Annotated in this window: 13 protein-coding genes; 8 read left to right on the top strand and 5 right to left on the bottom strand. The window is 62.7% G+C overall.

From position 1 onward, the window contains the following. Nucleotides 1–131 precede the first annotated feature (131 nt). The 8 genes from ABF990_RS12450 (at nt 132) to murA (ending at nt 9050) form a co-directional block, all read left to right on the top strand. Nucleotides 132–794 carry an ABC transporter substrate-binding protein gene (locus ABF990_RS12450; RefSeq protein ID WP_415492541.1) on the top strand — a complete coding sequence of 221 codons (663 nt, stop codon included), beginning with the start codon at nt 132–134 and terminating at the stop codon, nt 792–794. Between the two features lie 84 nt (nt 795–878). Further along, the gene (gene hpnI / locus ABF990_RS12445) at nt 879–2078 is read left to right on the top strand and encodes a bacteriohopanetetrol glucosamine biosynthesis glycosyltransferase HpnI (RefSeq protein WP_415492540.1); all 1200 of its coding nucleotides are present in this window, start codon (nt 879–881) and stop codon (nt 2076–2078) included. Nucleotides 2079–2205: 127 nt separating this feature from the next. After that, nucleotides 2206–3633 carry a hopanoid biosynthesis associated radical SAM protein HpnJ gene (hpnJ, locus tag ABF990_RS12440; RefSeq protein WP_415500399.1) on the top strand — a complete coding sequence of 476 codons (1428 nt, stop codon included), beginning with the start codon at nt 2206–2208 and terminating at the stop codon, nt 3631–3633. An 84-nt stretch (nt 3634–3717) separates the two neighbouring features. Beyond that, on the top strand, nt 3718–4578 hold the full coding sequence (gene hpnK, locus ABF990_RS12435; RefSeq protein ID WP_415491464.1) for a hopanoid biosynthesis-associated protein HpnK: 861 nt from the start codon (nt 3718–3720) through the stop codon (nt 4576–4578). A gap of 410 nt (nt 4579–4988) precedes the next feature. Then, complete coding sequence (locus ABF990_RS12430) at nt 4989–6788, top strand: carbohydrate porin (protein ID WP_415500397.1); 1800 nt, start codon at nt 4989–4991, stop codon at nt 6786–6788. 237 nt (nt 6789–7025) lie between these two features. Continuing rightward, nucleotides 7026–7238 (top strand): hypothetical protein, encoded by a 213-nt coding sequence (locus ABF990_RS12425; RefSeq protein WP_415491462.1) that lies wholly within the window; start codon nt 7026–7028, stop codon nt 7236–7238. Next, on the top strand, nt 7229–7783 hold the full coding sequence (dcd, locus tag ABF990_RS12420; protein WP_415491461.1) for a dCTP deaminase: 555 nt from the start codon (nt 7229–7231) through the stop codon (nt 7781–7783). The genes ABF990_RS12425 and dcd overlap by 10 nt, the downstream gene beginning before the upstream one ends. A gap of 4 nt (nt 7784–7787) precedes the next feature. After that, on the top strand, nt 7788–9050 hold the full coding sequence (gene murA / locus ABF990_RS12415) for a UDP-N-acetylglucosamine 1-carboxyvinyltransferase (RefSeq protein WP_415491460.1): 1263 nt from the start codon (nt 7788–7790) through the stop codon (nt 9048–9050). Nucleotides 9051–9278: 228 nt separating this feature from the next. On the opposite strand, the gene ABF990_RS12410 is transcribed toward murA, so the two are convergent. The 5 genes from ABF990_RS12410 to ABF990_RS12390 all read right to left on the bottom strand — a co-directional run bounded on the left by ABF990_RS12410 (nt 9279) and on the right by ABF990_RS12390 (nt 14688). Next, nucleotides 9279–9869, bottom strand: coding sequence for a LutC/YkgG family protein (locus ABF990_RS12410; protein ID WP_415491459.1), 591 nt, complete (start codon nt 9867–9869; stop codon nt 9279–9281). Then, the gene (locus ABF990_RS12405; protein ID WP_415491458.1) at nt 9866–11293 is read right to left on the bottom strand and encodes a lactate utilization protein B; all 1428 of its coding nucleotides are present in this window, start codon (nt 11291–11293) and stop codon (nt 9866–9868) included. The genes ABF990_RS12410 and ABF990_RS12405 overlap by 4 nt, the downstream gene beginning before the upstream one ends. Further along, on the bottom strand, nt 11290–12033 hold the full coding sequence (locus tag ABF990_RS12400) for a (Fe-S)-binding protein (RefSeq protein WP_415491457.1): 744 nt from the start codon (nt 12031–12033) through the stop codon (nt 11290–11292). Before ABF990_RS12400 ends, ABF990_RS12405 begins: the two co-directional genes overlap by 4 nt. Before the next feature lie 107 nt (nt 12034–12140). Then, a complete protein-coding gene (gene glcF, locus ABF990_RS12395) occupies nt 12141–13466 on the bottom strand; it encodes a glycolate oxidase subunit GlcF (RefSeq protein ID WP_415491456.1) in 1326 nt (441 codons plus the stop codon). Continuing rightward, on the bottom strand, nt 13459–14688 hold the full coding sequence (locus ABF990_RS12390; protein ID WP_415491455.1) for an FAD-binding protein: 1230 nt from the start codon (nt 14686–14688) through the stop codon (nt 13459–13461). The genes glcF and ABF990_RS12390 overlap by 8 nt, the downstream gene beginning before the upstream one ends. Nucleotides 14689–14700: the final 12 nt, after the last annotated feature.

The following is a 14700-nucleotide window of genomic DNA, read 5'->3' as shown; positions in this document are numbered from 1 at the left end:
ACGAGGCTGGTCTCAACGCTCCGCATATCGTCGCAACAGCGCTCTCCGCACTGGGCATTGACGCTACGAACATCGGTGGCATGCTTGCAGAGAACTTGCCAAACCGCGCAATGGGCACAAAATCGTAATCCATGAAACGTATGTCTTTCCGTGCAGGCGTCTTGCTCAGCATGAGCATGGCGCTGCTACCGGTGGCCGGAGCCGGCCTGTCCGCTCCCGCTGCCTTCGCCCAGTCCGCTTCTGCCGCAACGACAGCAACGCCGCAGGGGTCGATTGCCGTTCTGTACAAGGCGCTGGACCAGATCCAGAATTCGCATGACAGCTTCGCGCAGCGCAGCCAGACTGTGGCCGCCGCGATAGACCAGAGCTACGACCTGGACGCTGTTCTCAAGGCATCGATCGGGCTGCGTTACAATACGCTGGCCCCCGACGAGAAACAGAAGCTGCTGGCGGCGTTCCGCAACTATACGGCGGCTCGCTACGTCTCGAACTTCAAGCCCGGCTCCGACGTGCGCTTTACGGTCGCCCCCACCGTCACGGATTCACCCGTGGGTGGCGGCAAGATCGTGCAGACCCATCTGGGGTCCGAGGATTCCATGCCCGGCACGGAAGTCGACTATCTCATGCAGAACGAGAACGGTGCCTGGAAAATTACCGACGTGCTGCTGACCGACACCCATATCAGCCAGGCGGCCGCCCAGCGTTCTGATTTCAGTTCCACGCTGATCTCAAGCGGTGTGCCTGGCCTCATCAGCTTTCTGGAACGCAAGGTCCAGAGCTACTCCAGCAACTGAGAACTTCAAAGCAGGCAGGACCCCAAGCGTGCGGTGTCGCAGACAGACAACAGGCCTGCCGGTCAGGCCCATGACAGACCGGCCATGAGCGTCGTTTTGCCGGTTCTGGCCATGGGCTGCGCGGCAGTGGCGGGCACGGGATGTGTCCAGGCCATGCTGGGGGCCGGTCTGCTTGCACGTTTCAGGCGGGCGGAACGGCGTCCGACACCCCTTGTACAGCCGCCCCCCGTAACGGTTCTCAAGCCGCTATACGGGGCTGAACCCCTGCTGGAAGAAGCTCTGGAAAGTTTCTGCACGCAGGACTACCCGCAGATGCAGATCCTGTTCGGGGTGCGCGAGGCTGATGACGCGGCGGTCGCTATCGTCCGCCGCCTGCAGCACCGCCACCCCCGGCTGGACATGCAGCTTGTGGTCGACCCCACGCTGCACGGGATCAACCGCAAGATCAGCAACCTGATGAATGTCATGCCCCATGTGAAGCATGACATTCTGGTCATTTCCGATTCTGACATCCATGTCGGCCCGGATTATCTGCGCCATATCGTGACAGCGCTGAACACGCCGGGCACCGGGCTTGTCACGACACTTTACGCGGGCCTGCCCGCCCTGCCCACACTGGTTCAGGCTCTGGCGGCCTGCCAGATCAACCACAACTTCCTGCCCGGGGTCATTCTGTCGCGCTATCTTGGCCGCCAGGACTGTCTGGGCGCGACCATGGCACTGCGCCGCACTGCGCTGGATGCGGTCGGCGGGCTTGAAGCCCTTGTGGACCATGTGGCCGACGACGCCCTGCTGGGCCGGCTGATCCGCCAGCAGGGGCTGAACATCACCATTGCCGAGTGCATGACCTGGACCACCATTGCCGAATCCGGCTTTGGGGACCTCATGCACCACGAACTGCGCTGGGGCCGCACTGTCTGCGCCCTGGCCCCGGCGGGCTACGCCGCGTCCTCCATCCAGTTACCCCTGTTCTGGGCCACACTGGCCGTGCTGTTCCAGGTCCATGCGGCATGGACCCTGCCGTTTTTCTGGGCCGTATGGGGCGTTCGCGCGGTTACGGCCCTGATCATCGACCGGGCCGTGGGGTCACGCCCGCTCTGGCCGGTGCTGCTGCTGCCCCTGCGGGACTGGCTGTCCGCCGCGATAATGCTGGGCAGCGCAAGCGGGACGGAAGTACACTGGCGCGGGCAGACCATGCATGTCGGCCCGCACCCCACAGCCCCGCCCGCCGTGCCGGGCGCCTTTTCGGCCAGCCAGCAGGGCACTGCAACACCGCCCCCCTAATCCGAGACTTGTATTTTCCCTCCCCGGCGGAGTAATTGCCTACTCCAAAGCAGACGTCAGTCTCCCAGCCCTGCACCGGAGCAGGCCTTCGATCCCCTTCACGCCTTTCTTGTCAGGATAGTAACCGATGACGATGAGAACCCTTTTTCTCCAGCCCCCCACCTTTGACGGCTTCGACGGTGGTGCGGGTTCGCGCTATCAGGCACGGCGCGAAATCAAGTCTTTCTGGTATCCGACATGGCTGGCCCAGCCCGCGGCCCTGGTGGAAGGCAGCCGCCTGATCGACGCGCCGCCCGCCCGCCTTGGCATGGAGCCTGTGCTGGAAGACGTGAAGAACCGCGATCTGGTGGTGCTGCACACCTCCACCCCGTCCTTTGCCAAGGACGTGCAGGTGGCCCAGATGCTCAAGGACGTGAACCCCAACCTCAAGATCGGCATGGTGGGCGCGAAAGTCGCCGTCCAGCCCGAGGAAAGCCTGCTCAAGGGTGCGCCGATCGACTTTGTGGCCCGCAACGAATTCGACTTCACGATCAAGGACATTGCCGACGGCATGGACTTCAAGGACGTGGACGGCATTACGTGGCGCAACAAAAATGGTGAGATCGTCGCCAACCGCGACCGCGCCATGATCGAGGACATGGACAGCCTGCCCTTCGTGACCGAGGTGTACAAGCGCGACCTGCGCATCGAGGACTACTTCATCGGCTACCTCATGCACCCCTACATCTCGATCTATACGGGTCGTGGCTGCAAGTCGCGCTGCACGTTCTGCCTGTGGCCGCAGACCGTTGGCGGGCATCGTTACCGCACACGCAGCCCGCAGCACGTTGCGGCTGAAATCCGTCTGGCCATGCAGTATTTCCCGCAGGTGAAGGAATTCTTCTTCGACGACGACACCTTCACCGACGACCTGCCCCGTGCCGAAGCCATTGCACGCGAACTGGGCAAGCTGGGCGTAACCTGGTCGTGCAACGCCAAGGCCAATGTGCCGCGCGATACGCTGAAAGTGCTGCGTGACAACGGACTGCGGCTGCTGCTGGTCGGTTATGAAAGCGGCAACCAGCAGATCCTGCACAACATCAAGAAGGGCATGCGCGTTGAAGTCGCGCGCGAGTTCACCAAGAACTGCCATGAACTCGGCATCAAGATTCACGGCACCTTCATTCTGGGCCTGCCGGGCGAAACCAAGGAAACCATCCAGGAAACCATCCGCTTCGCGCAGGAAATCAACCCGCATACGCTCCAGGTGTCTCTGGCTGCACCGTATCCCGGCACGGCCCTGCACAAGGAAGCGACGGAAAACGGCTGGCTGGACGAAACCAACGCCGAACTGCTGGACGAAAACGGCGTGCAGATGGCACCGCTCCACTACCCCCATCTGTCCCACACCGAAATTTTCAGCAGCGTGGAAGAATTCTACAAGAAGTTCTATTTCCGCGCGCCGAAGATTGCTTCCATCCTTGGCGAAATGATCACCTCCCCGCAGATGATGAAGCGCCGCCTGCGCGAAGGTGTGGAATTCTTCCAGTTCCTCAAGGACCGCAAGGCAGCCTGAACCCAGCCCCATGGCCGCACCGCTATCGCGGCCATGGCAGCCCTTGCGCGCCGGTGCTAAACACCGGCCGGAAGGAGCCTGCCCATGAAACGCGCCATTATCTCCGCCGATGATTTCGGCATGTCGGTCGAAGTCAACGAAGCCATAGAGATCGCCCATCGCGACGGCCTGCTGTCCACCGCCAGCCTGATGGTCGCGGGAGAAGCGGCACAGGACGCGGTGGAGCGGGCGCGCCGCCTGCCCACGCTCAATGTCGGCCTGCATCTTGTCACGATCGAAGGCCCCGCCGTTCTGCCCCATACGCGCCTGCCACTGGTCACGGACGGGACTGGCTGGTTTTCCTCCTCGCAACTGGGGCTGGGTGTCGACTATTTCTTCCGCCCCGAAGGGCGACGCGAATTGCGGCGCGAAATTACTGCCCAGTTCGAGGCATTCGCCCGTACCGGCCTGCGGCTGGACCACGCAAACGCCCACAAGCACATGCACCTGCACCCCACCGTAGGCGCGCTGATGATCGAGATCGGCCAGCGTTACGGCCTGAACGCGGTGCGTATTCCCCTGGAGCCGCCGGCCCCCCTCATGGCGGCGGGCACTTACACGGACACGCTGGGCGATGCCGCCCTGCGCCACTGGACCCGGCTGCTACGCCACCAGGTGCGGCGTGCAGGCATGCGCGCCAATGACTGGTGCTTTGGCCTGGCCTGGAGCGGACACATGACCGCAGACCGCGTGGCGGCACTGGCGGCCCACCTGCCCGACGGTGTTTCGGAAATCTATTTCCACCCCGCAACACACAAGAATGCGCTGATCCAGCGACTGATGCCCGGCTACGACCATGAAGGCGAGTTCGACGCCCTGTGTTCGGGCGGTTTCCGGGTCGGGCTTGAACAGTCGCACACGCGGCTTTGCGGCTGGCAGGACATTCCCGCACCACGGGCAGGCTGAACGAGAATATTATTGTTATAACAATTATTCGGGATATTTTTTCGCTTTATTCCATTTTTTTCAATTTTCACGTAACAATGTTGCGCATCACCTCTTGACGGCAGTTTTATATTCTGGCTGTGATGACGGGCCGACAAAAACATAAATAAAAAAGAACGGTTGGTCCCATGTCTTATCTGCCTGCGCACATGTTGCGTTCCCCTGCTCCTGTTACGCCCCCCCGCGTGGCCTTTTCCTGCGTCATGCGGGTCTAGCCCCACCCGGCTCTGCACCGGAACCGGCCGGGCCGCGATGCTGTCATTGCGCGCCGGCCCTTATGCATTGGCATGACTGCCCACATGGCAGGCCGCACCGGGATTGCCCCCGGCCAGCGCCTGTCAGCGGCAGCCGTCGTAACAGGACGTTTCACAATGACTCCCGCTCCCACCAGCCGCGGCCTGCGCGGCCGTATGCGCTATCGTTCGTTCACCGCTCTGCACGCGGGCTGCGCCAGCCTTGCCATGGCAGCGCTGTGGCCGCTGCCTGCCGCCTACGCCCAGAACCAGGTCCAGGCCCAGAGTCCCAGCGCAGGCACAGGCCAGACTGGCATGCCTGTTCATGCCCGCTCCACGCAGGCCCAGCCCCGTTCGCCCGCAGCGGTGCACTCCCATCCCACGTCAGCGCATGACGGCGCGTACCCTGCCATCAAGGCGGGAGCACCGACCGAGATTACCGTGACCGGGCCGGACCCTGCCGTGCTGCGCCGTCCGCCCAACACGCCCATTCCGCCAAGCGGCGTACCGCTCCTGCCGTCACCGGGGTTTGCCACACTGGGTATTTCCCCCATCATGCCGTCGGAGAGCAAACACACGCCCCACCAGATCGAACTGGAAGCCATAAGCGACGGAGAAGGCCCGTCGGCCCTGCTGCCAGCCTGGCTGGACGCCCAGCGTCATGCCGATCTGGATGACCCGTACTACGTACCCACAGCGGGAACGGGCCATCTGATCCCGCAGCTCATGCCGTTCCGCAACCGGCTGCGCGACAAGGGCTTTACCTTCACCTTCTCCTACAAGGGGGAAATGATGGGCCTGTTCGATGGCGGCCTGCCGGGCCAGAAAGGCACGAGCTACGTGCATGAACTGACCCTGCAGGGCACGTTCGACCTGGGGCGGATGGCGCGCAGCCTCAACGGCTGGTCCGTGCATACGCTGGTGCTGGAACGCGCGGGCAAAGCCATACAGAACACACGGGTTGGCGAATATTACGTGGCCCTGCAGGAAGTTTACACCCTGTCGGGCAATGTCGCCGCCCATCTGGTGGACATGTATGCCGAAAAGAAAATGCGCAACAACACGCTCGATCTCATTTTCGGGCGCATGTCACTGACCCATGTGTATGCGACATCTCCTTTGCTGTGCTCGTTCATGGTCACCTGCTCGGCTCCCGTGGCCCTGAAACAGGCTCCCGCATTCAGCGTGTACCCCAAGGCCACCTGGGGGGCGCGTATCCGCTTCCGCCCGACGCGGGACACGGCCCTGCAGGTGGGGGCGTATTCGGTCGACACCCTGCAGGACAACCCTTCGGGCTGGGCATGGGGGGCGGAAAACACTACCGGCCTGACACTGCCTATCGAATTCACGTGGCAGCCTTTCCTGACCCGCAACCGCCTGCCGGGCCATTACGTGATCGGCTACGCGCATGACACCACGCGCTATGCCGACAAGATCGGGTCTGTCCTGCCCGCCAAGATCGCGGCCCGCCTGCCAGGTACGCGCTCGGCCCCGACCGATATTTTCTGGCTCGAAACCGACCAGATGGTCTACCGGCTGGGCGGACGCAACATGATGGCCGGCGGCTACCTGATGGCAGGATATGTCCATCTGACACCAAGAACGGTCAACGTGTCTGACGAGGCCTATGCGGGCTTTTCGCTGGTGGGGCTGATCCCCAAACGCGTGACGGACCGGGCGGGCGTTCTGTATTCGTGGTACAAGGTCAGCGACCGGCGGCGGCAAAGCCAGGAACTGGCGCTGGAGCATGGCTACTCTCTGGGCAGCACCATTCGCGGCGTGCAAAACAGTTCACAGGTGATCGAGGCATATTACGGGATCGATGCGGCTCCGGGCGTGCTGATCCAGCCCGAATTCCAGTACCTGATCCACCCGGGCGAAACCAGCCACATCCCCAATGCCGCCATGATGGGGCTGAAGGTGGTTGCCAACCTGTAAACGCGCACGGAACGCCCGGCCTGAAAAGCGTGGATGCTTCGGGCCGGTGCGTCCGTTCCTGCTCCTGTGTGGTGCCCCTGCTTGACGCCCAGCATGATGCCCCCGGACCGGTGGCCCATATCCACCAGTCCGGGGGCCGTGGCTATTCCGCGGCCAAGGCCCTAGGCATGGCAGGCTGCCTCTGCTAGTCAGCAAAGGACTGTTCAACCCGCGTGCGACTGGCCGCTGCATACCGGCATGACCGACATACCCGATACCCCACCCGCAAGCCCGCGGCTGACCGAAAAGGCCCAGGCCGCCCGTGCCGAACGTCAGGCCCGGCAGGCCGCCGCCCTGCGCGCCAACCTGCACCGCCGCAAGGAACAGGCACGCACCCGCCAGGACAGCACACCCGATACCGCCCGGCCCGAGACAGACACCCCTCCTGGAGAAAACAAGACATGCCCGTGATGCCCGATACATGGATCCGCCAGATGGCGACGGACCACGGCATGATCGAACCGTTTGTTGAAAACCAGCGCCGTGAAGGGGTCATTTCCTACGGCCTGTCATCCTACGGGTACGACGCGCGCGTGGCCGACGATTTCCGCATTTTCACCGATGTGAACAACGCCATTGTGGACCCCAAGAACTTCAGCCCCGAAGGCTTTGTGTCCCGCAAGGCGGATGAATGCATTATTCCGCCCAACAGCTTCGTGCTGGCCCATACGGTGGAATACTTCCGCATCCCGCGTGACGTGCTGGTGGTGTGCCTGGGCAAGTCCACCTATGCGCGCTGCGGCATTATCGTGAACGTGACCCCGCTCGAACCCGAATGGGAAGGACAAGTCACGATCGAGATCAGCAACACCACCCCGCTGCCGGCACGCATTTACGCCAATGAGGGTATCTGCCAGTTCCTGTTCTTCAAGGGCGACAGCCCGTGCGAGATCAGCTACGCGGACCGGGCGGGCAAGTATATGGGCCAGCGTGGCGTTGCCACGCCACGGATGTAACCCGATGGACCGTTTTGTCATTCATGGCGGGCGCCCTCTGCGGGGCGATATCGTTATCGGCGGCGCCAAGAACGCGGGGCTGAAACTGCTGGTGGCCGGGCTGCTGACAGCCGAACGCCTGACCCTGACCAACGTGCCGCGCATTGCCGATATCATGACCATGCGCGCGCTGCTGGGCCAGCACGGGCTGGACGTGCAGGACCTGTCGGGCGACGGCTCAGTCCTGTCGGTCGGCGGGGATATTACCAACACGGAAGCCCCCTACGACATCGTGTCGAAAATGCGGGCCTCCATTCTTGTGCTCGGCCCGCTGCTGGCTCGCTGCCGCAAGGCCCGCGTGTCGCTGCCCGGTGGCTGCGCCATTGGCACCCGGCCGGTGGACCTGCACCTGAAAGGGCTGGAAACGCTCGGGGCCGAAATCACGCTCGAGAACGGCTATATCAACGCCAGGGCGCCAAACGGGCTGAAAGGCGAGCGCATTCTCCTGCCTTTCGCCTCTGTCGGGGCGACGGAAAACCTGATGATGGCCGCCACCCTGGCCAAAGGGCGGACAGAAATCATCAACGCCGCGCGCGAGCCTGAAATGGTGGATCTGGCCAACTGCCTGAACGCCATGGGCGCACGGATAGAAGGGGCTGGCAACGGCACCATCGTCATCGAGGGGGTAGAGGCCCTGCACGGGACGGAACACCGGATCATGCCCGACCGGATCGAATGCGGCACCTATGCCTGTGCCGCCGCCATAACCGGGGGGGACCTGCGCCTGATCGGCGGCCATGTGGACCATCTGGGTGCCGTGGCGCGCGCGCTGGAGGAAACCGGCGTGGAAGTCACCCAGGAGGGCGACGCCATGCGTGTGCGCCGCACGGGTGCGCTACGCGGCATCGATATCATGACCGAACCCTATCCCGGCTTCCCCACCGACATGCAGGCCCAGTTCATGGCCCTGCTTTCCGTGGCCGAAGGCGCGTCCATGATCACGGAAACCATTTTTGAAAACCGGTTCATGCATGTGCCCGAACTCAACCGTATGGGGGCGCGCATCAACGTCCATGGCTCATCCGCCATTATTCGCGGCGTGCACAGCCTGTCGGGGGCACCGGTCATGGCGACCGACCTGCGGGCCTCGTTCTCGCTGATTCTGGCCGGGCTTGCCGCCCACGGGGAAACCATTCTCAGCCGCGTCTACCATCTGGACCGTGGGTATGAGGCTGTGGAACGCAAGCTTGCCGCCTGCGGCGCGCAGATCGAACGCCTGCACGACTGAACAACAGACCTGTAATGCGCCCCTGCGCCTAATACGGCAGGGGCGTTACCTGTAAAAAAACCTGCTTCTGCCGATTTGCCGCACGGTTTGGCCGGTAGCCGGCTGGTGGCTGCCGGGGCAAGCCCCGGTCACACCGGTGCGACAGAACGCCCCACCCCGCTCAGCCCCGATACAAGGCCCCGTGCAAGCCCGGGTCAGGACATGCCTGAACCCGGACTGCGGCGTGGGTCAGTTATCCCACCATATGCTCAGAGAGCGCACGCCCTGCGCCCCACGGATCAGCACGCCCTGAATATCCGCCGTGGCGGAGGGTCCGCTCATCAGCACGCCGTATTTCGCGGTCTTGAACTCCGGCCGCTCGATATAGGCGGTGTGCATGTTCGCGGTCAAATCGGCGGGAGAGAGAATGACCACGATATGCTGTGTCAGATGCGCTGCGGAATTGAGATTGTGCAGTTGCGCTTCGCTCAGGAAAATCGAACCCATTTCCGCAATGCCGAAGGGTGCGCGCACCACCAGCACGTCAACCGTTGCCGCCTGTTGGGGAGACGCCAGATCCTGAATGCGGATCGTACCGTCAAACTCCGGCACGGCGGAACAGATCAGCCGGGCATCAGGGAAACGGCGGGCAATGGCCGTGGCCAGTGTATCGCCCTGCTGGCGTTCGAGAATCTGCCCGCCCAGAATTTGCAGGCTGTTCTCGAACCTGGCCTGCCCGTTATCCATGTCACCAAGCCGGGCCACCGGCGGCAGCGGGTGTTCGGCCGGGGCCGGGCGGTTGTCGCGCAGGCGGGTCAGGATGGCATCACGCGAACTCATGCGTTTTCCCCTTTCTTGGCAGTGGCCTTCGCGGTGGCCTTGCCCGCATCCACCCGGTTTTTCTTGTACCAGTTATGGAATGTCTGGCTGACAGGGTGCGGCAGTTCCCGGTGCTTACCCCAGGGGTTCAGCCAGTTATAGAGCACAAAGCGCGGCATGGTGCTGAGCGCCACCTCCGTACCGCTAATGGCAGCGCGGTACAGCTTGGGCTGGCCCATCAGCTTGCCTGCCATATGCATGATCTCGCGTTTGACAAACGGCAGTTCGTGGTGTTCGGCCAACACCCGCCGCCATTTGTAGAGCTGTTCGTGAATATTGATCTTGACCGGGCAGACATTGGTGCAACTGCCGTTCATGGTCGAGGCAAATGGCAGGGTGCTGTATTTGCGTTCATTGAAGGTGGGATCGATAATCGCGCCAATCGGCCCCGAATAGACCGCCCCATAGGACAACCCGCCCGAACGGCGGTAAACCGGGCATGTATTCATGCACGCCCCGCAGCGGATACATTTGAGGGAGGTCCAGAATTCCTCCATGCCAAGGCGGTGCGAACGACCGTTATCCACCAGCACCACATGCATTTCCCCCCCGTCCTGCGGGCCACGGAAATGCGTGGTGTACTGCGTAATGGGCGAGCCCAGCGCACTGCGCGACAGCAGGCGCACGAACACGCCCAGATCGGCCATGCGCGGCACCAGCCGCTCTATCCCCAGTGTAGCGATATGCAGCCCCGTCACGGTCGCACTCAGATCGGCATTGCCTTCGTTGGTGCAGACGACGAACGTACCTGTTTCGGCCACCAGGAAGTTACCCCCCGTCATGCCCGCATCGGCTGAGAGAATGACCGGACGCGCGGCCAGACGCTGCTGCCACGCAAGGGACTGCGCGTCATCGTCATTGGGGTCGGTGTGGTAGTGTTCGGCAAAAAGCTTGGCAACATCAGGGATCAGCTTATGGACGGCCGGCACCACGATATGGCTTGGCATCTGGTCATCAAGCTGCTGGATGCGTTCGCCCAGATCCGTTTCGGTCACGACAACGCCGCGCGGTTCCAGGTATTCGCGCATGTTGCATTCTTCGGTCACCATGGACTTGCTCTTGATCAGCGACTTGGCACCGTGCTTTTCAAGAATTTCGCCCACGATCCGGTTATGCTCGGCCGCATCCGCCGCCCAGTGCACATGAATGCCGTTCTTTTTGGCATTGGCTTCGAACTGTTCAAGATACTCCGGCAGGTTGGCCAGCGTATGTTCCTTGATCTGGGACGCCAGCGTGCGCAGGTCCTGCCATTCGGGCAGGATATGCATCTGCTGGTCGCGCTTCTGGCGCAGGTCCCACAGGCGTTCATCGTGAAAGGTCATGTGGGGCGTATCGTCGATAAATTCCGCCGCCGCCCGGGCATGATTGACAGGTTTGACTTTCATTCCCGTGCTCCGTTCAGAATTTCGGCAATATGGATAAAGCGGATCGGAACACCCGCGCGCTCGGCGCAGCCCTGCTGGTGCATCATGCACGACGTATCGGCCGAGACAATGTATTCAGCCCCCGCACCATGATGGTCACGCACCTTGTCGACCCCCATCTTGGCGGACACCGCTTCCTCCGTGACCGAGAACGTGCCACCGAAGCCGCAGCATTCATCCGGCCGCTTCGGGGAGGCGAAGGAAATGCCTTTTACTTTTGCAAGCAGGTCCATCGGTTTGGAGAAAAAGGGCTCTCCCAGTTCCGACATGCTGGCCGTGCGCAGCGCCCTTAGCGTGCCGCAACTGTTATGCAGCCCGACCTTGTGGGGGAATTCAGCCCAGGGAAAATCCTCGACCTTGAGCACGTCATGCAGAAATTCGACCAGTTCGTAAGTGTTTTTACGAACATGCTTGACTTCATCCGTCTGGGGAATGGCGTCAAAATTGTCCCGCACATGGTGTGCGCAGCTGCCCGAGGGCATGACAATGGCGTCATACCGCGCGAAGTTTTTGACAAACAACGCTTCCGCCGCCGCTGCGTCCTTGTTGCAGCCCGAATTGGCCATAGGCTGCCCGCAGCAGGTCTGGTCCATGGGATAGTCCACATCCTGCCCCAGCCGTTCGAGCAGTTCCAGCGTGGCGATACCCGTTTTCGGATAAAACGCATCGATATAGCAGGGAACGAACAACCCTATTTTCATACCCACCCCCGGTTAGGACCGTCCTTCCACGGACGGTCATTTTTTTCCAAAACAGACGGAATGCCACCATTGCGCCCCGCCCGACCCGCCAACCATCGGTGGGTCTGTTATGCAGCCGACACAAGCCCGGCCAGCGCGCCAGGTTCAGGCCCGCCAGTCGCCCAGTCCAGCAATTCGACCGTATGCACGAAGGGAATGCCCACCTCGCCCGCAAGCTGGGTCATGCAGCCGATATTACCGCTGGCGGCAAGCTGCGCGTTGACCGAGCGGATATTACGCAGCTTGCGTTCCTTCAGCGTTGTCGCAATCTCGGGTTGCAGCAGGTTATAGGTTCCCGCAGACCCGCAACACAGATACCCTTCGGGCACATCCAGCACGGTAAAACCCGCCGCCCGCAGCAGGTCGCGGGGCTGGTTCACAATCCGCTGGCCATGCTGCATGGAACAGGCGGAGTGATAGACAACGCGCAGATTATGCGGGTTTTGGGGAATATTCAGCCCGATTTCGGTCATGAATTCGCTGATATCGCGCGCCATGGCGGACACACGGGCCGCTTTTTCCGCCCATTGCAGATCAAGCCGCAGGGCATGGCCATACGCCTTGATGGATGTCCCGCAGCCTGAGGTGTTGATGATGATCGCATCAAGCCCGTCAGGCCCGTCGGCCTCACGCAGCCATGCATCGATATTGGCCTTGACCAGCGGCAGGGCGCGGTGTTCGTCCCCCATATGTTCGGCGGGCGCACCGCAGCAGCCCGAACCCTGGGCCACCACAACCTCCACCCCATGGCGCTGCAACAGCCTGACGGTCGCCTCGTTGATCGCGGTGTCGAGCACGGTCTGCACGCAGCCGTTCAGCAGAGCGACCCGCTTGCGCCGCACACCCCCCGGCGCCAGTTCGGCCCTGAAAACCTGCGGCCTGTCGACCGGGCTGGGTCGCGGCAATGCGCGGGTTGGCACCATGTCCAGCATGGCGCGCAACGTGCCCGAAAACAGGCCCCGCATGGGCCGCGCCAGCCGACCGGCCGCAAGCCCCGCGCGAAACAGGCCGGGTCGCGGCAGCATGGTGACCAGCAGGCGCCGAATGACACGTTCGGCCAGCGGGCGCCGGTAATGCTCCTCCACATATTCGCGTCCATGCGCGATCAGTTTGGAATACTCGACGCCCGACGGGCAGATGGCTTCGCAGGCCAGGCAGGTCAGGCAGCGGTCCAGATGTTCGACTGTTCTGGCATCCGGCGCGCCACCTTTTTCGTACATGGACTTGATCAGGAAAATACGCCCGCGCGGACTGTCATTTTCCTCATGCCGCACGGCGTAGGTCGGGCAGCGCGAAAGACAGACCCCGCAATGCACGCAGGTGCCGACAATATCCTTCGCGAGGCTGATATTGGGGTCCGCGTCCTGGGCGGCCTGTGGGATATGGCTAAGCATGCCCCGTCTCCTGCGGTTGAAGGCTCATGCGGCCGGGGTTGAGAATGCCCGCCGGGTCAAATGCCGCGCGTGTGCGCCCCGCCAGTGCCGCCACCCCGGCGGATAGCGGCGGAAACGCGCCAAACCGGGCCAGCACCTCCTGCGGTGCGCGCAGGAGAGTTGCTTTCGCACCAATGGCTTCGGCCATTTTCCGGTACCGCAGCACGTCGACCTCGGGCTGTACGCCCCGCATGGTGGAAAAAACGACCCCACCCGCCCAGTCGATGAAAAAACGGCCGATACACCCTGCCGCGCGCGCGCGCGCCACAAAATCCGCCGTGGATGTCGCGGGCAGGTTCACACGCCATACCAGTTCATCCGCCCGCGGGTGCAGGCTGGCCAGTTCACGTATATCGGCCCACAGGGACTGACTTTCTTCCTGCGCGATGGCGCGCGCGCCACCCCGGCTCTGCAAAAACCCTTCCAGCACCAGGCGGTTACCCGCAACACCCGGTTGGGTGCCTTCAACACGGATCACCACGTCGCAGGTTCCGTCGTCGTTCATGCGGCGCGCAAGCCCGCCCACGCCCAGCGGCAGCGCCCGTATGGCACAGAACAGTGCTATGTCGTCGGCAAGGGTCGCGGCCGGCAGAACAAGGGTTATTTCCGCCCGGGGAGCCGGCAGCACCTTGATCGTGAGCGATGTCAGCGCCGCCAGCGTGCCGTAAGACCCGGTGACCAGCTTGCTGAGGTCGTAACCGGTTACGTTTTTCATGGTGCGGCCACCGGCTTTGAACACGTCGCCCTGGCCGTTCACCCCTTCCACACCCAGAACGAAATCCCGCACGGCCCCGCTCAATATCCGTCGCGGGCCGGACAGGGCGGTGGCAACTGCGCCCCCCAGCGTGCAGCGGCGCGGGTCCGTGCCATAAAGCCCGGCATAACGGGGCGGCTCGAACGGCAGGTACTGCCCACGGGCCTGCACAATGGCCTCCACCTCATCCAGCGTGATCCCCGCACCCACGCGTATGACCAGATCTTCGGGGTCGTAAAAATCCACCTTGTCCAGACCGCCCAGCGACAGGGTGATGGGGGCTGCAACCGGGTTACCAAGCCCCGGCCGCGTGCCATTGCCCGTTATGGCGAGCCCCTGCCCGGCCTGTGCTGCATCCATGATGATATCGGCTACATCCTGCGTGGTCGCGGGGCGCTGGATCGTGGTATCCGCCTGGGTCTGTGTCATCGTGTTCCTGCC

Origin of the sequence: Acetobacter sp. (genome assembly GCF_047723915.1) — a bacterium.
Classification (GTDB): domain Bacteria; phylum Pseudomonadota; class Alphaproteobacteria; order Acetobacterales; family Acetobacteraceae; genus Acetobacter.
This window is presented reverse-complemented; position numbering and strand designations above follow the sequence as displayed.

Bases quoted from the DNA above. Each gene is read 5' to 3' on its own strand.
- ABF990_RS12450 (WP_415492541.1), top strand. From the start codon at position 132: ATGAAACGTATGTCTTTCCGTGCAGGCGTCTTGCTCAGCATGAGCATG.
- hpnI (WP_415492540.1), top strand. From the start codon at position 879: ATGAGCGTCGTTTTGCCGGTTCTGGCCATGGGCTGCGCGGCAGTGGCG.
- hpnJ (WP_415500399.1), top strand. From the start codon at position 2,206: ATGACGATGAGAACCCTTTTTCTCCAGCCCCCCACCTTTGACGGCTTC.
- hpnK (WP_415491464.1), top strand. From the start codon at position 3,718: ATGAAACGCGCCATTATCTCCGCCGATGATTTCGGCATGTCGGTCGAA.
- ABF990_RS12430 (WP_415500397.1), top strand. From the start codon at position 4,989: ATGACTCCCGCTCCCACCAGCCGCGGCCTGCGCGGCCGTATGCGCTAT.
- ABF990_RS12425 (WP_415491462.1), top strand. From the start codon at position 7,026: ATGACCGACATACCCGATACCCCACCCGCAAGCCCGCGGCTGACCGAA.
- dcd (WP_415491461.1), top strand. From the start codon at position 7,229: ATGCCCGTGATGCCCGATACATGGATCCGCCAGATGGCGACGGACCAC.
- murA (WP_415491460.1), top strand. From the start codon at position 7,788: ATGGACCGTTTTGTCATTCATGGCGGGCGCCCTCTGCGGGGCGATATC.
- ABF990_RS12410 (WP_415491459.1), bottom strand. From the start codon at position 9,869: ATGAGTTCGCGTGATGCCATCCTGACCCGCCTGCGCGACAACCGCCCG.
- ABF990_RS12405 (WP_415491458.1), bottom strand. From the start codon at position 11,293: ATGAAAGTCAAACCTGTCAATCATGCCCGGGCGGCGGCGGAATTTATC.
- ABF990_RS12400 (WP_415491457.1), bottom strand. From the start codon at position 12,033: ATGAAAATAGGGTTGTTCGTTCCCTGCTATATCGATGCGTTTTATCCG.
- glcF (WP_415491456.1), bottom strand. From the start codon at position 13,466: ATGCTTAGCCATATCCCACAGGCCGCCCAGGACGCGGACCCCAATATC.
- ABF990_RS12390 (WP_415491455.1), bottom strand. From the start codon at position 14,688: ATGACACAGACCCAGGCGGATACCACGATCCAGCGCCCCGCGACCACG.